This window comes from Hydrogenophaga sp. 2FB, assembly GCF_005503365.1.
Lineage (GTDB): Bacteria > Pseudomonadota > Gammaproteobacteria > Burkholderiales > Burkholderiaceae_C > Hydrogenophaga.
On sequence record NZ_SCML01000001.1, the window covers coordinates 1 to 14,811 of the forward strand.

22 protein-coding genes are annotated in these 14,811 nt (G+C 60.0%); 9 read left to right on the forward strand and 13 right to left on the reverse strand.

Annotated features, from left to right (window positions below; all coding sequences use genetic code 11):
* Nucleotides 1-594: IS3 family transposase (locus tag FFS09_RS00005; protein WP_252374173.1), on the forward strand; the 594-nt coding region annotated here is incomplete at its 5' end.
* 539 nt (nucleotides 595-1,133) lie between these two features.
* Here FFS09_RS00005 and FFS09_RS30510 read toward each other — a convergent pair.
* From FFS09_RS30510 to FFS09_RS00030, 7 genes are all read right to left on the reverse strand, one after another.
* Nucleotides 1,134-1,283, reverse strand: a complete 150-nt coding sequence (locus FFS09_RS30510; protein WP_171019792.1) for a hypothetical protein — start codon at nucleotides 1,281-1,283, stop codon at nucleotides 1,134-1,136.
* Nucleotides 1,284-1,292: 9 nt separating this feature from the next.
* A complete protein-coding gene (locus tag FFS09_RS30515; RefSeq protein WP_171019793.1) occupies nucleotides 1,293-1,463 on the reverse strand; it encodes a hypothetical protein in 171 nt (56 codons plus the stop codon).
* Nucleotides 1,460-1,900 (reverse strand): hypothetical protein, encoded by a 441-nt coding sequence (locus FFS09_RS00010; protein ID WP_137916813.1) that lies wholly within the window; start codon nucleotides 1,898-1,900, stop codon nucleotides 1,460-1,462. The genes FFS09_RS30515 and FFS09_RS00010 overlap by 4 nt, the downstream gene beginning before the upstream one ends.
* A gap of 9 nt (nucleotides 1,901-1,909) precedes the next feature.
* Nucleotides 1,910-2,110, reverse strand: coding sequence for a hypothetical protein (locus tag FFS09_RS00015; protein WP_137916814.1), 201 nt, complete (start codon nucleotides 2,108-2,110; stop codon nucleotides 1,910-1,912).
* Between the two features lie 69 nt (nucleotides 2,111-2,179).
* Nucleotides 2,180-2,524, reverse strand: coding sequence for a hypothetical protein (locus tag FFS09_RS00020; RefSeq protein ID WP_137916815.1), 345 nt, complete (start codon nucleotides 2,522-2,524; stop codon nucleotides 2,180-2,182).
* A gap of 81 nt (nucleotides 2,525-2,605) precedes the next feature.
* Nucleotides 2,606-2,833: a hypothetical protein gene (locus tag FFS09_RS00025; RefSeq protein WP_137916816.1), complete on the reverse strand. Its 228-nt coding sequence runs from the start codon at nucleotides 2,831-2,833 to the stop codon at nucleotides 2,606-2,608.
* A gap of 28 nt (nucleotides 2,834-2,861) precedes the next feature.
* Nucleotides 2,862-3,740: a hypothetical protein gene (locus FFS09_RS00030; protein WP_137916817.1), complete on the reverse strand. Its 879-nt coding sequence runs from the start codon at nucleotides 3,738-3,740 to the stop codon at nucleotides 2,862-2,864.
* 244 nt (nucleotides 3,741-3,984) lie between these two features.
* Here FFS09_RS00030 and FFS09_RS30975 point away from each other — a divergent pair, with 244 nt between their 5' ends.
* The 6 genes from FFS09_RS30975 (at nucleotide 3,985) to FFS09_RS00060 (ending at nucleotide 7,641) form a co-directional block, all read left to right on the forward strand.
* The gene (locus tag FFS09_RS30975) at nucleotides 3,985-4,311 is read left to right on the forward strand and encodes a helix-turn-helix domain-containing protein (protein ID WP_289509284.1); all 327 of its coding nucleotides are present in this window, start codon (nucleotides 3,985-3,987) and stop codon (nucleotides 4,309-4,311) included.
* 19 nt (nucleotides 4,312-4,330) lie between these two features.
* The gene (locus FFS09_RS31470) at nucleotides 4,331-4,480 is read left to right on the forward strand and encodes a helix-turn-helix domain-containing protein (protein WP_137916819.1); all 150 of its coding nucleotides are present in this window, start codon (nucleotides 4,331-4,333) and stop codon (nucleotides 4,478-4,480) included.
* Nucleotides 4,481-5,029: 549 nt separating this feature from the next.
* Nucleotides 5,030-5,482 (forward strand): lipoprotein, encoded by a 453-nt coding sequence (locus tag FFS09_RS00045; RefSeq protein WP_137916820.1) that lies wholly within the window; start codon nucleotides 5,030-5,032, stop codon nucleotides 5,480-5,482.
* Between the two features lie 38 nt (nucleotides 5,483-5,520).
* Nucleotides 5,521-6,057 (forward strand): hypothetical protein, encoded by a 537-nt coding sequence (locus tag FFS09_RS00050; protein ID WP_137916821.1) that lies wholly within the window; start codon nucleotides 5,521-5,523, stop codon nucleotides 6,055-6,057.
* 57 nt (nucleotides 6,058-6,114) lie between these two features.
* Nucleotides 6,115-6,603 carry a hypothetical protein gene (locus FFS09_RS00055; protein ID WP_137916822.1) on the forward strand — a complete coding sequence of 163 codons (489 nt, stop codon included), beginning with the start codon at nucleotides 6,115-6,117 and terminating at the stop codon, nucleotides 6,601-6,603.
* Nucleotides 6,604-6,837: 234 nt separating this feature from the next.
* Nucleotides 6,838-7,641, forward strand: coding sequence for a hypothetical protein (locus tag FFS09_RS00060; protein ID WP_137916823.1), 804 nt, complete (start codon nucleotides 6,838-6,840; stop codon nucleotides 7,639-7,641).
* 365 nt (nucleotides 7,642-8,006) lie between these two features.
* On the opposite strand, the gene FFS09_RS00065 is transcribed toward FFS09_RS00060, so the two are convergent.
* On the reverse strand, nucleotides 8,007-8,489 hold the full coding sequence (locus FFS09_RS00065; RefSeq protein WP_137916824.1) for a hypothetical protein: 483 nt from the start codon (nucleotides 8,487-8,489) through the stop codon (nucleotides 8,007-8,009).
* Nucleotides 8,490-8,793: 304 nt separating this feature from the next.
* Complete coding sequence (gene aceA, locus FFS09_RS00070) at nucleotides 8,794-10,125, reverse strand: isocitrate lyase (protein WP_137916825.1); 1,332 nt, start codon at nucleotides 10,123-10,125, stop codon at nucleotides 8,794-8,796.
* Nucleotides 10,126-10,442: 317 nt separating this feature from the next.
* Here aceA and FFS09_RS00075 point away from each other — a divergent pair, with 317 nt between their 5' ends.
* Nucleotides 10,443-11,372: a DMT family transporter gene (locus tag FFS09_RS00075; protein ID WP_137916826.1), complete on the forward strand. Its 930-nt coding sequence runs from the start codon at nucleotides 10,443-10,445 to the stop codon at nucleotides 11,370-11,372.
* On the opposite strand, the gene FFS09_RS00080 is transcribed toward FFS09_RS00075, so the two are convergent.
* Nucleotides 11,369-12,040, reverse strand: a complete 672-nt coding sequence (locus FFS09_RS00080) for a sulfite exporter TauE/SafE family protein (protein WP_137916827.1) — start codon at nucleotides 12,038-12,040, stop codon at nucleotides 11,369-11,371. The genes FFS09_RS00075 and FFS09_RS00080 overlap by 4 nt on opposite strands.
* 14 nt (nucleotides 12,041-12,054) lie before the next feature.
* Nucleotides 12,055-13,434 carry an oxygen-independent coproporphyrinogen III oxidase gene (hemN, locus tag FFS09_RS00085; RefSeq protein WP_137916828.1) on the reverse strand — a complete coding sequence of 460 codons (1,380 nt, stop codon included), beginning with the start codon at nucleotides 13,432-13,434 and terminating at the stop codon, nucleotides 12,055-12,057.
* Between the two features lie 119 nt (nucleotides 13,435-13,553).
* Between hemN and fnr the strand changes: the two genes are divergently transcribed.
* The gene (gene fnr / locus FFS09_RS00090; protein WP_137916829.1) at nucleotides 13,554-14,273 is read left to right on the forward strand and encodes a fumarate/nitrate reduction transcriptional regulator Fnr; all 720 of its coding nucleotides are present in this window, start codon (nucleotides 13,554-13,556) and stop codon (nucleotides 14,271-14,273) included.
* Here fnr and FFS09_RS00095 read toward each other — a convergent pair.
* Both FFS09_RS00095 and FFS09_RS00100 read right to left on the reverse strand, forming a co-directional pair.
* Nucleotides 14,251-14,484 (reverse strand): hypothetical protein, encoded by a 234-nt coding sequence (locus tag FFS09_RS00095; protein ID WP_502703704.1) that lies wholly within the window; start codon nucleotides 14,482-14,484, stop codon nucleotides 14,251-14,253. The two genes, fnr and FFS09_RS00095, sit on opposite strands and share 23 nt — an antisense overlap.
* Nucleotides 14,485-14,503: 19 nt before the next feature.
* Complete coding sequence (locus FFS09_RS00100; RefSeq protein ID WP_137916831.1) at nucleotides 14,504-14,794, reverse strand: nitrogen fixation protein FixH; 291 nt, start codon at nucleotides 14,792-14,794, stop codon at nucleotides 14,504-14,506.
* Nucleotides 14,795-14,811 lie beyond the last annotated feature (17 nt).

Below are 14,811 nucleotides of genomic sequence, written 5' to 3' on the forward strand. Positions count from 1 at the left end.
AAGCGTCCTCGGCGCAACAAGGCCGCCAAGCTCAGGCAACCGAAGCAGCTTGCCCACGCGATCAACGAGATCTGGAGCATGGATTTCGTGGCCGATGCACTCTTCGACGGTCGAAAGCTGCGCATGCTCACGGTGGTCGATTTGTTCACGCGAGAGAGTCTGGCCATCGACGTTGGTCAAAGCCTCAAGGGCGAGGACGTCGTTCGTGTGCTCACGGCGATCACACAAGAGCGAGGGCTGCCGCGCACGATCAAGTCGGACAATGGCAGCGAGTTCATCTCCAAGGTGATGGACAAGTGGGCGTACGAGCGCGGGGTGGAGCTTGACTTCAGCCGCCCGGGCAAACCGACCGACAACGCCAATGTGGAGAGCTTCAACGGACGGCTGCGTCAGGAGTGCCTCAATGCCACCTGGTTCATGTCAATCGACGACGCTCGGGGCAAGATCGAGGCATGGCGGCAGTACTACAACGAGAGTCGTCCCCACTCCGCGCTAGACTGGGCCACACCCGCCGAATTCGCCCGTCATTGCAGGCAATTGCCTGCAATGACGATCTCAGAGGAGCCGGAAATCCCTACTTCCGCGCGGTACTGAATCGGGTACAGGGTCAGGAGCCGGAAATCCCTACTTCCGCGCGGTACTGAATCGGGTACAGGGTCAATAGGGCCGCCACCTGCCGACTACAACTCAATGGTTGAAAGCCAGCGAAAGAACTGTAGCACGGGGAAATACCTCCAAGTATTACTTTTTCATAATAGATACACCGACTTCCTCTCTTTCCGAGAATCGCAAGTCCTTGTTTAAAACACCATTTGTAGTGGATCGAAAAAAGTACGACCACTACCAGTAGTGTTTGTCGCCCCTCAAGACAAGAGTCCAAAGTAGATCCACTTCAATATGTAAAAATTTGCAATCGCAACAGTTGAAAAATCTGACAGCTCAAAGCAATTCCCCGTCAGCGGAAAGTTCACAAACACTAGATGTAGTGCGTCGTAATAGCGGACACACTACAAATGGTGTCTAAGCCAAGGGGCGAGTGACGCCCAGTGGCATCGCCATGCCGAGCTCCGGCCCGCGTGGTGCCCGGGTTTGCTCCAGGCGGCCCCGCCAGTTCCCCGGCGAGGCCACCCCCTTTAATCCTCCGCCGGCGCGCCCCTGTGGTCACTATCCAGTTGCGCCAGCCGCGCAGCCTCGTTGGTCAACGTGAGGGGAAGCAGCTCGCTCGGCACATCCCAGTCCGAGATGTGGTGGGCGGCGACGGCGATGCAGTCTTCGAATGACATGTTGATTCCTTACTTGAGAATGAAGAGAACGAGGGTGATGGCCACCACGACCAGGCAGGCCGCGAGGATCGGATTGAGGAAGCACAGGACCGCGATGCATGCGATGCCGAACGTGCGCGTGCCCGCAAAGAGCATCGAGACGACGGCCGCTGCCAGGAGAGCACCGATGAGGTTCGTCATTCGGTCCCCTTGCGTGACTTGCGCTTCTCCGTGGAGGGTGTGAACAGCGAGGCGATCGGTACTTCGGGATTCCGCGCATATCCCCGGGCACCCTCCGGCATCGGGATCAGCGCCCCGAGACCCAGCAGGACCGCCATGAGGAAGCCGCAGGTGTTGACGGAGCGACCCGCGTACAGCTCACGAAAGCTGGAGGACGTGATGGGGCCCTCGCCCGCGATCACACCCTCAATCTCCTTGGCGAAGATCCAGTCCCGCGCGAACATTCCCCGACCGCTGTTCTCGTAGATGCGGATGAAGAACTCCCGCTCCCCGATGTGGCCCAGGTGGTAGGTCAGCGTGGATCGACCGGAGACGGATGGGCACTGACCCTCGCGCAGGATCTGAACGAGTTCGTCGAGGGTTGGGGCTTCATTGATGATGTTTCCTTCGATGGACATAGATGACTCCTATTGGTTGGTGTTGATGAGCCGCGCAAGTGCGGCGGTGGGGAACTGACGGATGACGAGAAGGAGTGCGAGGGCCTCGGCGAGATCACGGGGAATGCCCGCGTCGAACTGCATGACGGCCGCCCTCTCCTCCCAGGCCTCTCTCAGGTTCTCGTCGAGGAGGTGGGCGAAGTCGGCGACGATGGGATGGCTATCGCTCAATGGGTTCTCCTGAGTGCGAACGAAAAAAAACCACCGCGCGGGTGGTCATGGGTGGGGATGGGTGTGGGGTCACTGGATGGACTCCCGACAGTGCTCGATGAGTCGGGCATCGACTCCGGGGCGCACGGGGACGTACACCACCACGCCGAAGCCGTCATCGCTCAGCACATATGTCAGCTCGAACCAACCCGGATGCGCCTCGATGACGTCCAGCGGGCGGTCCAGCAACTGAAACCCCAGCTCGGCGTCGATGGTCATCAGCGCGTCGCCGGGATCGATCACAACTATGTGGACCATCTGGGATAGGTCGCAGTCGTAGTCGGACAGGTCATCGATGAGTCGGGCGATCAGAGGAGCGAGAGTGGGGTCGGTGACGGAGCCCCGAATCGAGGCGGAATCACGCATTACCTGCATGGGATGTTTCCTTTCAGACGAAAAAAAGCCCCGGAGGTCGAAACCTGCCGAGGCGAACACAACGAGTGAATTTGAGAGGCTCTATGTCACGAGGCCTCGGAGCTTCCCACGCAGGGTCCACCCCAGGACGCACAGCGAGGCCACGAGGAGCGCGAGCGCCACCAGAAGTGCCACCTTGAACACCGAGGCCATGGCCGCCGCCGCACCAAGCTTCACGAGCGAGAGCGCAAGGGGGATTGCGAGGATGGGTATCCAGATCATTGATTTCCTTTCATACGGACGAAAAAAAGCACCCGAGGATTTCTCCATGGGCGCCGGGGATGGGATGTCGCTAGATTTAGGGCTTGATGAAGCCCTTCGGGAAGAAGATCATGGAAGCCGACCGTGATCGCGCAAAGTAGCCAAACTGCACTCCGCTTCCTTCAGACTCGTAATACCGGTAGACGAAGGGCATCAAGCGCGTGTACTCCGGCGGGGACTTGTATTCAAGTGGATAGAACTCTCTGATGTCCAACACGAGTCGATTGATCGCCGAGAGATTTGTCGGAGGGTCTCGGAGATCAACGACGATCTGCGTCATCGCTCCATTCCGATCGAAGTCAACCTTGTAGCGCTCTAAATCCTTGCTGAAGGCTCGCCCAGTCATCTCCATGTGAACGCAGCGCATGTTGCCGCTGGACTCAGCCTCAGTGGATTCCCGGCAGACAAACCCCATCCTCTCGACCTCCGCCCTCGACATGTCGAATCGGATTCCGTTGTGACCGCCACTTGATCCACTTCGACCGGGATTCGCTGAGGGGGCCTGGGCAACTCCACGCGCCCTCGCAGCCTCCCGATCCTTTGCGTCCACAACTACACGGGTCTCGGCAGCTACTCGGTCAGCCTCCCGCTTCTTCGCTTCATCTCGTTGTCGCTCACGCTCAAGCGCAGCGCCCTCCTCCGCAGCTCGTAGCTTCTCGCGTTCGACGGCGTGGTCCACGACTTTTTGCGCCGAGGGGACGCCGTCAACTAGATGAGCGGCAGCATTAGCGGGCGGGGTCTCCTGCGGAATGACTCTAGTACGGCTCCGGGCCTCACATCTTGAAATCCCCTTGGACCGCAACACATCCTGCAGTTGCCGCTCCGTCTTGGGGCCGATCAACTGATTGTTGTAGGCCCGGCAAAGCTGATCGTCGTTCATTCCCTGCAGCATTTCAAGGCGGTTCAGCTCCGTCATGTTCTCCGCGATGTTGTGTGAGATGGCGCCGCACGCAGTCAAAAGCGGTAGAAGGCACAAGCCAGCAATGCGTCTTCCCCCGCGCCCGGCCATTGATAGAACAAACAAACTCATGGTTCTCCTAGTTATTGATGGTTGATGTGATGAAGGAAACGGACGGCCACTAATGGCCATCCGCAAGGAGACAATCCGATGTCACGTTTTTCGTGACGACAGATTATCGCCACGTCACGAGACTCGTGACATGGTTTTGGAGCCTGGACACACACCCAACCTCGTCGGAAAGCGAATTCGCTCACGACGGGAAGAGTTGGGCTGGTCTCAGGAAAAATTGGGTGTGGCCATCGGACTGGACGAGTCGTCGAGCCGGGCAAGGATCAGCCGCTATGAGCTGGGGAACCATGAGCCCCAGTTGGGGACCGCGCGCAACATTTCGAAGGCGTTGGGTGTGCCATTGGCCTACCTCTACTGTGAGGAGAACGATGTGGCCGAGTTGCTACTTGCGCTGCAGGGAATAAAGGGCAAACGACGCGCAGGCCTGATTTCCTCTTGGCTGGAACAAGTCGCATAGCCCTCGCACACGCGCCGACGTGGACCGACGCCACATCTCGGAAATCGAGCTTGGGCGAAATACCCCAGGCCTGCGCCTCATATTCAAGCTCTGTGATGCACTCGACGTCGCGCCCTCGGATCTCATCAAGGACATCGAGAGACGGATGCGGGTGCAGGGCCCGCGCTAGCGGCGGTGGCGGCCCAGGGGGTGCACGCGGGTGCCCCAGAATGGTCCCAGGGGGAGCCGTCGGTGCCGGGGGATGACCACCCCCATGGCTGGTGGTTGCGCGGCACCTGCGGCCAGTTTTGTGGTGTGCTCTACGGCAGCACCTGGTCTACCATCGGGCCCGCACCAAAACGATCAATGGCTAGATGAAGCGCACTGACCAGCTACTCTCGGATCTCGACTACCTTGAGATGACGGGACTGACATTGGCTCAGCTCAGGTCACTACATCATTGGTCCGATCGACCCGAAGCAAGTGAGCGAGTGACGTTCAGCAGCGTGCGCGATTACTTTTCCTGCGGACGCGGAATGAGACAGAACAACGCGGCCTTTGCGGAGCGGCTTCGGATGGTTGCGGACCTGCATCGGCGCGGAATTGCGGGTCTGGTAGAAACCGCTCTACTCAAGCACCCGCTCTGACGTTCCACGACCTCATTCGGCTATTCTCGCGATGCTGATGTGGCACTCCTCCACGAGAATCCGCAGTTCCCCAACCAACAACGAGACCGGCAATGTCATCAAGAAGAATTTTTCTCGCCATCGGGCTAGCCGCCGCGCTGTCCGGTTGCACGACACTCCAAACGCAAACACTTCAACCTGAAGGATTGCGGGCGTACAAGAGGGTGTACGTCGAACAGCCGCAGGAGGATGAGTTTCTTGTCGTACCCGCCCTCACGCACGAACTAAACGACATGGGCTTCGAGGTGGTCGGAAAGCCATTCAATGACCCCCTTGATTCGGATCTGGTGGCGAAGGTGAACGGAGTGGGCGGGTGGGACATGACTCGATACCTGCAGAGTCTTCAGCTTCAGTTCCTTGCCGCGAAGTCTGGCCGCGTCGTCACAACGTCCTCGTTCTACTCAAAGGGACTCTGGCAAGGAGTCCGGGATGCTCGCCTCAAGGCAGTCTTCAATGACCTCAGGGCAAAGAACGGATACCCACCATCGAAGCAGTTTGGACAATAGCCCATGATGAATCGGGTGCACCACTGGGTTTGCAAAAAATGACCAAGCCACCGCCAGAGTCCAGTCTGGAGGAAGCCATCTTCGTGGGCAAGGTACTGACGATGATGGCCAACCGGATGGTCACTGAACTTGTGGCGTTTTCGAGCTGGATGATCCTCGGATTTTCCGCCGTACTCGGACTCCTACTCGCCAACCTTGACACCGTATCAAAGTTTTTGGAACCGACAACCACCGGAATGGTAGTAAAGCTTTTTGCAATGTCCGTCCTCTTGCATGTCGTTCAGCGGTACCTAGCCGCAATCGTCATGGCGGGCGCGGCGCTTGGGAAAGAGTTGGAGTCCGTTCCTCCCAAAAACATTGATGTCGAGCGGTTTACGCAGAAATTGGAAGAGGCTACCCTGTGGCCAACTCGTTACATGGTTCGGTGGTCCAACAAAAAGATTCTTGCGGGAGACCTTGCGGTGGGTGGCAGGATGCACGCGGTGTTAGCTCAAGTACTAGCATGGCTAGCCTTTGCTCAGGCTATCGCTGCAATCACCGCTGCTTTATTTATCGCCAACTCACTTCAAAGCTGAGCTGCACTTCAACAGTGCCTCTGCCCTCCTGTGCTCTTGCTATTCCTCGGAGACAAAGTGAACGTACGTTTTCCTCTCGTCATACCCTTTGCTGCGGCTCTCTCAGTTTGTTTGGCTCAAGCTTTCGAGATCAAAGGAATTACTCCTGGGATGGACAAGGCCGAATTCGTACAAAAATTTGGGGAGCCACCTTTGCAGGGCTTCACCATTGCCGAAGTGCCCAGCAAGTACAAGCGCTTTGACGTTTTCTTTGGGGAGGATGGCAAGCTGTCTTCACTCAACTTCTTTTTTGACTCGGACGACTTCGAGCACATGATGGACGCGGTACGTGAGAAGTATCCCAAGCTCAGATGTCAAAACTCAAGCGTGACGAACCTGTATGGCGCTCGGCTTACGCAGACCGAATGCTCTCTGGATGATCAAACGGGCAAGCTCACGCTCTCACGTTTCGTGAATGACGTAAACACATCAAGCCTCTCGCTGTACTCCTCAAAAATGCTGAAAGAAATGGGGAGTAGACAGGTAAAGCGGAACAAGGACTTGTAAGAGGGTCTTACTACGCTGTTGGCCCAAAATCGGCGGCTGCGCGCATGAGCCTGTGGGCTTTTACACCTGCTCTGTACGAGAGAGCATTGGGGCCCTCGGTGTTCGGGCGCACCAAATTGGGTTGAGGACTGGAGCGTTGTGTTGAATTTCGCACAGTGTGACCACACCCTCGCAGTTAATCGAGCAGCATGTTTGAGTCCCCTGCAGAAACATGGGGTGGGCTTGGTATCCTGAGTGAAAGTCAACCAGGGTCTTCAGATGCGAAGCTTGAAAGCGGGAGTTTTCGCCGCGATGTTTTCCGGATTGGCGCTGCCAACGGTAGTCGCAGCCCTGGACTTGAATCCCCCGAAAGTAACAGACTCGACCGCGCGTAGCATTACCCTGCGCCAGATGCCCGGCTTCGAAGCGCGATGCTTCAAGAACTCGACACTTCGCCTAGACAGTGACTGGGCCAACCCAACGAAGGCCAGCAGTGACCATGTCACCAAAGTTGAGGTGCGGAATGGCGTCGAGTACCTCACCGTGTCAGCTAAGGTGGGCACAAACGCTCTCAAATTCCTGATGGAGCTGAATGCTGATGGAAGCATACGAAGGGTGCCTGCCCTGGTTGAAACCAGTATTCCTGGCTTCGAAAAGGAGTATGGGCCTGCGGTGTCTCAAATGATGACTCGCTTGATGGCGGGCATGGGCGATGGCTTCCTCGGTCAAACCCTTGAGGTCGGGAAGGACTACGGGGCCACGATGAACATCTGCACTGTGATGGGGGCGCAGTCCTCCTCTTCGCCGAAAGGGAAGACGTTACTTGAGGGCACCCTCACCTACGCAGGACGGCCCGGCTTCCTCGTGTCCCAGACCTACGAACAAGAGTGCACAACCAACGGCGTACGCCTCTCTGTTGAGGGCAGTGCATGGTCGGTGTATGACCTCGCGTCAAACCTCGTTATGAGCAACGCTGGCAGCTTCGAACTGTACGCACAAGGGACCCGATTCCGCCGCACGGAGGAGTTTCTTGAGTGCGGAGTTACCGAGAAGAAGTGATAGCCAGGTCTTCGGCCAATGCATGCGCGCTTCTCTCCAAGCCACTTCAACGCGGCCGGGGTCTGCTTCATTGTGGGAAATCCATTCGGAGAAAATACCTCCGTACAGCCACCAAATCAGCGCAAAAAGGTCGCCTCGAGCTACTTCTTGCGACTGTGACAGACCTTGCGTATTCCAGAGTTGCTGAGCAGCAGGTCCGGTCTCATGATCATGAAGTCCGGTGTTCAAGATCAACAGCGGCTACCTCGAAGTCTGCACTCGTTGCGTTGCGGTGAGCGCGGCGGCTAGACTTCGGCTATCGGCTCGATGTCGCCATTCATGCGTTGCGACTTCAACCGGTGAAGGACCGGCACGGGGTCCCTTTTTCATGCTCCGGGTTTGGTCACCGGCCAGGTACTGGTGGATGTCAGGTGTCTTGTCGTGCACGCGTCAAACGCCTCGATCTGGCTACGCGTGTTGATCAATTTGGAGCCCTTCGATTCCCACAGCTCTACAGCGCCGTCATCCATTACGTCGGCACTCACTGAAACGAGGGTCGTGCCGACAAGCGTTTCAATCCTGTACCCCGCCGCCCGCCGATTCATACGGTGCGTAGAGTTCGTGAAAATGCCAAACGAACCGGCGAAGCCATCGCTTACGCAATCGGCAACTGCCTGCACCTTTGACGCCTCGATTTTGCCGGCGCGCAGGAGAAAGAAACCGTCAGGGTCAGTAGTGCGGCTATGCACAGGGGTGTTGACCATGACCGAGCAGCCTGACAGGACAGCCACGGTCAGCAAGATAAGAGGCGCTTTGAGCATGAGGATGTTGCAATTTGTTATCGTTGTCGCATTTTGCTGGTAAAGCATTCCCGACGCTACTGCCGCGTCGTCAACAGCTCTTGCCCGCTACCCTCACCATGCCTTAGCCTCCGCGCACGCTACGGCCAACATTCTGGAAAACAAAGCCGACAGTGACGGGCAGGGCTTGAACAAATCGAGCGGCCTGCCTGTTCAGCTCGAACCAGACTGCTGGTCAAGTTGTGCTGGACTGGCCGATCACGAACGACTGGAATACGCAGACCTTGGGCCAACAGCGTAGCAATTACCCGTCGTACAGAAAAAAGCCGCCCCGAAAGGGCGGCCTTGTCTCCTCTGTTCAGTGAGGCGCAGCTCAGTGGAACTGCTCTTCCTCGGTCGAACCCGTCAGCGCCTTCACGCTCGAAGAACCGCCCTGGATCACCGTGGTCACGTCGTCGAAGTAACCCGCGCCCACTTCCTGCTGGTGCGACACGAAGGTGTAGCCCTTGTCGCGTGCGGCGAATTCGGGTTCCTGCACCATTTCCGTGTAGTGCTTCATGCCTTCGCCGCGGGCATACGCGTGGGCGAACTGGAAGGTGTTGAACCAGTTGATGTGGATGCCGGCCAGCGTGATGAACTGGTACTTGTAGCCCAGCGCGGCCAAGTCTTCCTGGAACGACGCGATCTGCTTGTCGTTGAGGTTCTTCTTCCAGTTGAACGACGGCGAGCAGTTGTACGACAGCAGCTTGCCAGGGCAAGCGCCTTGCACGGCTTGGGCGAATTCGCGGGCGAAGCCGATGTCGGGCACGCCGGTTTCACACCACACCAGGTCGGCGTAGGGTGCGTAGGCGATGCCGCGGCTGATGGCTTGTTCCAGACCGTTCTTGACGCGGTAGAAACCTTCCTGCGTGCGCTCGCCGGTCAGGAAAGGCTTGTCGTTGGCGTCGTGATCGCTGGTGATCAGGTTGGCGGCTTCAGCGTCGGTGCGGGCCAGCACGATGGTGGACACGCCCATGACGTCGGCGGCGAAACGCGCGGCAATCAGCTTTTCGCATGCTTCCTGCGTGGGCACGAGCACCTTGCCACCCATGTGGCCGCACTTCTTCACGGCGGCCAGTTGGTCTTCGAAGTGCACGCCCGCAGCACCGGCGGCGATCATGTTCTTCATCAGCTCGAACGCATTCAACACACCACCGAAACCGGCTTCGGCGTCGGCCACGATCGGCAGGAAGTAGTCGATGAACTCCGGGCTGCCCGGCTCGATGCCACGTCCCCACTGGATTTCGTCGGCGCGCTTGAAGGTGTTGTTGATGCGGCGAACCATGGTCGGCACCGAGTCGTAGGCGTAGAGCGACTGGTCGGGGTACATGGTTTCGGAGGTGTTGCCGTCGGCGGCGACCTGCCAGCCCGAGAGGTACACAGCTTCCAGGCCAGCCTTGGCCTGTTGCATGGCCTGTCCAGCGGAGATGGCGCCGAAGGCGTTCACGTAGCCTTTCTTCGCGCCGCCGTTGACCTTGTCCCACAGCTTTTCGGCACCGCGCTTGGCGAGCGTGTGCTCGATCTGCATGCTGCCACGCAGGCGCACGACGTCCGCAGCGGTATAGCCACGCTTCACACCCTTCCAGCGGGGGTTGGTCGCCCAGTCTTTTTCCAGGGCGTCGATTTGCTGCTGACGGCTCAGTTGTTCGGTCAGGGATTGGGGCATGTGAATACTCCTTGAGGTGAATGGGAGGGGCCGGCAAGGCTGCATGCAATCGCGATGCCGTTGGGATGACTTTAAGTCTTATAGAAGACTTTGAGAAGCTCTTATGTCTTATATAAGATAAAAAATTTCCTGTTTATTTTCAACGATCTTTTTATCGAATATCTCTATATGGAAATCGATTTCTCACATTGAGAAAATTTCCTGCGGCGCAACAATTTTAGTTTTCATATTGCAAAACAAAAATCTCTCATACCGAAATGCTGCTCGGTGCGTCGGGCATGATGCGCTCCACTTTCGTGCACCGCTTTGAAAACACCATGACTTCCCCGAACCGTTGGTGGGCCTACTCGAGCCTGGCATTGAGCATGTCACTGGTGGGCAGCTACGTGGCGCTCTCCAAGCCACTGGTGCTGGTGTTCCCCGTGTTTTTGCTGGCGTGGCTGCGCTTCGGCATCGGCGGCGTGGCGATGCTGAACTGGCTGCGCAAGCCGGCGAACGAGCCGGTCTTGTCGCCGCGCACGCGCGCGCTGTTGTTCCTGGAGTCTTTCCTGGGCAACTTCCTGTTTTCCGTCTGCATGTTGTTCGGCGTGAGCCTGACGACCGCCGTGGCCGCGGGCGTGGTGATGTCCTCGATTCCCGCTGTGGTCGCCGTGCTGAGCTGGGTGTTCCTGCGCGAACGTATTGGCTGGCGCAGCGCGGCCGGCATTGCATGCGCGGCCATCGGCATTGGTCTGTTTTCGCTGCAGAAGGTGGACGTCGGCGTGGGCGCCGTGGTCGACAACAGTGGCCCTTTCGGCATCAGCAAGGCCTTGCTCGGCAATCTGCTGGTGTTCGCTGCCGTGGTGTGTGAGGCGTCCTACGTGGTGATCGGCAAATTGCTGACGGAAGGACTCGGCCCCAAGCGCATCTCGGCCATCATCAACCTCTGGGGTTTTGCGTTGGTGACGCCATTCGGTCTGTGGGCCGCGTGGCAGTTTGATTTTTCTGCGGTCGCCCTGCCCGTCTGGGGTTTGCTGGTGTTCTACGCGTTGGCCGCGAGCGTCTGGACGGTGTGGCTGTGGATGTCTGGCCTCAAGCGCGTGCCGGCCTCGCAGGCAGGTGTGTTCACGGTGATGCTGCCGATCAGCGCGGCGGCCATCGGCGTGCTGTTCATGGGCGAGCGGCTCACGGTGTTGCAGGGCATCGCGTTCGGCATCGCGCTGTTGGGTCTTGTGCTGGCGACCCTGCCCGAGCGCAAATCAGCCTAAGTGCACCACAAACCAGAGGGCCGGGTGATGCCCATCCACAGTGCCCAACCCGACGTGGCCACCAGTGCCAGCCCGGCGAGGCGAATGCCCCAGCCTCCCGAGCGCGCGCCGCGCAGGCGCAGCAGCAACCAGGGCCCCGCCGTCAAGGACGCCGAGGTGCCCAGCGCGAACAGCGCCATGGTGGCCGCGCCTTCCAGCGCGTTGGCCGTGAGCGACGCCACCAGCAAGGCCGAATACAACAAGCCGCAGGGCATCAGCGCCCAGCCCATGCCCAGCACCAGCGGCGCGTGTGGACCCAGCGCCGCCATGGCCGGCCTGGCCTTGCGCCACACGCCCTGCCCCAGGCTCTCGATCCAGGCGGGCTGGCGCGCGCGCCACAGCAGCGCCATGCCCAGGAGCAACGCGGCCACATGGAACATGCTCCAGACCGGCCGCAGCACCGCGGTGTTCGTGCCCAGCCACGCCAGACCTTGCACCGAGCCGGCCGCGAAAGCGCCGAACAGCGCGTAGCCCGTCATGCGGGCCAGTTGAAAGCGCAGCACGGCCTGCGTGCTGCGCGGGCCCGCCGCCCGACCGATGCCGGCGCACGCGGCACCACACATGGCCACGCAGTGGGGGCCGCCCACCAACCCCATGAAGAACGCGGTGATGGCCATCGAGGTTTGCATGGGGGCCACCGCGATCAGATGATCCGCGAGAAGCGTGCCCGGTCGCGATCGACCTGCAGGTTGCGGTCGAACACCATGGCAATCGCGCGCACGAGAAACCAACCCGTCTCGGTCACCTGCACGCCCGTGTCGTTCAGGCGGATCAAACCTTCCGAGGCCAGGTCCTCCAGTGCCTCCATCTCGCGTGCGAAGGTGCTCTTGAAGTCGATCAGATGCCCGAGTTCGATCGATTCGAACTGCACCTCGCCCTGGCACATCAAGGCCATGATGACCGTGCGCCGCAGCAGATCGTCGCGCGTGAGTGCGAGGCCGCGCACGATGGGCAAGCGGCCCTGGTCGAGCAGGTCGCGGTATTCGTCGAGCGTTTTGGCGTTCTGGCTGTAGGTGGCACCGATGCGGCCGATGGCGGACACGCCCAGCGCGATCAGGTCGCAGTCGGGCTGCGTGCTGTAACCCTGAAAGTTGCGGTGCAGGCGGCCCTGGCGCTTGGCCACGGCGAGGGCGTCGTTCGGCAAGGCGAAGTGGTCCATGCCCACGTACACGTAGCCTGCGCCCATCAGCGCGTCGAGCGAGCTCGCCAGCATGCTCAGCTTTTCGTTGGCGCTGGGCAGTTCAACCGCCGAGATGCGCCGCTGTGGCTTGAAGCGCGAAGGCAGGTGCGCATACGCGTAGAGCGCGATGCGATCGGGCCGCAGTTCGTTCACCTGCGCCAGCGTTCGCGCGAAGGACTCGGGGGTTTGCAACGGCAGGCCGTAGATCAGGTCGACGTTGACCGACTCGAAACCGATGCGCCGCGCCGCGTCAACGAGTGCAAACACCTGCTCCGCGGGTTGCACGCGGTGCACGGCTTTCTGCACGGCCGGGTCGAAATCCTGCACGCCGAAGCTCAGGCGGTTGAAGCCCAGGCGCGCCAGGGTTTTCAGGCGCTCCTCGGTCACGGTGCGCGGATCGACCTCCACCGAGTACTCGCCACCGGGCACGGGCGTGAAGTGCCGCCACAACATCGCCATGAGGTCCTGGAGTTCGGCATCGGAGAGGAAGGTCGGCGTGCCGCCACCCAGGTGCAGTTGCGACACGTTGTGGCCATTGCCGATGTGCGCGACCTGCAACTCCACCTCGCGCGCCAGGTAACGCAGGTACTCGGCGGCGCGAGAATGGTGTCTGGTGATGACCTTGTTGCAGGCGCAGTAGTAGCAGACCGACTCGCAGAACGGGATGTGCACGTACAGCGACAGCGGCAGCGCCATCGAACCAACCCTGCGCTGCTCCAGCGCCTGGATGTAGTCGCTCTCGGTGAATGCCTCCACAAACCGGTCGGCGGTGGGGTACGAGGTGTACCGCGGGCCGGGAACGTCGAAGCGGCGCAGCAGTTCCTCGGATATGGCGTGGCTCAAAGTCGAATCTCCATCAAGGCCTTCACTGTGCGGCAGGCCTGCGCAAGAACCCTTGATCTGGATCAAACAGTGGTCGCATGGCGACCCTGACTCCACACCCAGAGGGGTATGCTCGCCCCATGGACGCCCAAAGCATCAAAGTCGCCTGCTCGAGCTGCAACCTGCGCGAGCTGTGCCTGCCCATGGGGCTGAACCCCGACGAGATGGACAAGCTCGACAAGGTCATCTCCAAGCGCCGCCGCATCAAGCGCGGCACGCCACTGTTCAGCGTGGGCGACAAGTTCACGTCGCTGTTTGCCGTGCGCTCGGGTTTCTTCAAGACCTGTGTGACCACGGCCGATGGCCGCGACCAGGTCACCGGATTCCAGATGACGGGCGAGATCATCGGCCTCGATGGCATCGTGAACGACCACCATTCGTGCAACGCCATCGCGCTGGAAGATGCGGAGGTCTGCATCATGCCGTTCGACCAGGTGGAAGAACTCTCGCGCGAGTTCACCACGTTGCAGCACCACGTGCACAAGATCATGAGCCGCGAGATCGTGCGCGACCATGGCGTGATGCTGCTGCTGGGCAGCATGCGCGCCGAAGAGCGCCTGGCGGCGTTTCTGCTGAACCTCGTGCAGCGCTTGCATGCGCGCGGCTTCTCGCAGTCCGAGCTGGTGCTGCGCATGACGCGCGAAGAGATCGGCAGCTACCTGGGCATGAAGCTGGAAACCGTGAGCCGCACCTTCTCCAAGTTCGTGGACGACGGCATCATCGAAGTGAAACAGCGTTACGTGCACATCAAGAGCACGGACGGCCTGCGACGCATCGTCAATCCGCAGAACTGCAACTGATCACGCCGGGCTTGCTGATCAGCCAGAGCGTCAACGCACTCGAAGCCGCCGTCACGGCCCAGAACACGAAGAACGCCATGGTGTAGACCGCCTGGCGCGACGCCTCCACGGGCCGGCCTCCGCGCCAGTGCAGGTCGCTCGGGTCCACCATCGCAAACACCAGCATCTCCAGCACAGCCGCCAGCAGAAACGCCGGCCAGGCAATGCCCATCCATTGGCGCGCGCGCACCTCAGCGCTCCTTCGGCACCATGGGCGAGGCCGCATGGTTGCGCGCCTGGTGGGCCGGCTGCATCCGGATGAGGGCATCGGCTTGCGCCTGCCCTTTCAATGCCAGCGCGGCCGCGCGGTCGCGTTCGAACACGGTCTTGTCGAGCACCGGGTCGGCGTGGTTCACCGCGATGAAGACGGTGATGAGGCCGGCCACCACCACGGTCAGTGGGCCACCCACCACCAGCCACATGTGCGGCACACGCCACCAGGCCACTGTGGGCGTGGCAGGGGGAAACGTCGACGGGGTCATGAAAGCTCCTTGAAATA

What these genes read in the sequence shown, in the direction of transcription:
- FFS09_RS00065 (WP_137916824.1), bottom strand. Translation starts at nt 8,489, where the DNA reads ATGCTTTACCAGCAAAATGCGACAACGATAACAAATTGCAACATCCTC.
- FFS09_RS00050 (WP_137916821.1), top strand. Translation starts at nt 5,521, where the DNA reads ATGACCAAGCCACCGCCAGAGTCCAGTCTGGAGGAAGCCATCTTCGTG.
- FFS09_RS00100 (WP_137916831.1), bottom strand. Translation starts at nt 14,794, where the DNA reads ATGACCCCGTCGACGTTTCCCCCTGCCACGCCCACAGTGGCCTGGTGG.
- FFS09_RS00095 (WP_502703704.1), bottom strand. Translation starts at nt 14,484, where the DNA reads ATGGGCATTGCCTGGCCGGCGTTTCTGCTGGCGGCTGTGCTGGAGATG.
- FFS09_RS00020 (WP_137916815.1), bottom strand. Translation starts at nt 2,524, where the DNA reads ATGCAGGTAATGCGTGATTCCGCCTCGATTCGGGGCTCCGTCACCGAC.
- FFS09_RS30515 (WP_171019793.1), bottom strand. Translation starts at nt 1,463, where the DNA reads ATGACGAACCTCATCGGTGCTCTCCTGGCAGCGGCCGTCGTCTCGATG.
- FFS09_RS00045 (WP_137916820.1), top strand. Translation starts at nt 5,030, where the DNA reads ATGTCATCAAGAAGAATTTTTCTCGCCATCGGGCTAGCCGCCGCGCTG.
- aceA (WP_137916825.1), bottom strand. Translation starts at nt 10,125, where the DNA reads ATGCCCCAATCCCTGACCGAACAACTGAGCCGTCAGCAGCAAATCGAC.
- FFS09_RS00010 (WP_137916813.1), bottom strand. Translation starts at nt 1,900, where the DNA reads ATGTCCATCGAAGGAAACATCATCAATGAAGCCCCAACCCTCGACGAA.
- FFS09_RS30975 (WP_289509284.1), top strand. Translation starts at nt 3,985, where the DNA reads ATGGTTTTGGAGCCTGGACACACACCCAACCTCGTCGGAAAGCGAATT.
- FFS09_RS00030 (WP_137916817.1), bottom strand. Translation starts at nt 3,740, where the DNA reads ATGACGGAGCTGAACCGCCTTGAAATGCTGCAGGGAATGAACGACGAT.
- FFS09_RS00075 (WP_137916826.1), top strand. Translation starts at nt 10,443, where the DNA reads ATGACTTCCCCGAACCGTTGGTGGGCCTACTCGAGCCTGGCATTGAGC.
- FFS09_RS30510 (WP_171019792.1), bottom strand. Translation starts at nt 1,283, where the DNA reads ATGTCATTCGAAGACTGCATCGCCGTCGCCGCCCACCACATCTCGGAC.
- FFS09_RS00080 (WP_137916827.1), bottom strand. Translation starts at nt 12,040, where the DNA reads ATGCAAACCTCGATGGCCATCACCGCGTTCTTCATGGGGTTGGTGGGC.
- FFS09_RS00025 (WP_137916816.1), bottom strand. Translation starts at nt 2,833, where the DNA reads ATGGAGAAATCCTCGGGTGCTTTTTTTCGTCCGTATGAAAGGAAATCA.
- fnr (WP_137916829.1), top strand. Translation starts at nt 13,554, where the DNA reads ATGGACGCCCAAAGCATCAAAGTCGCCTGCTCGAGCTGCAACCTGCGC.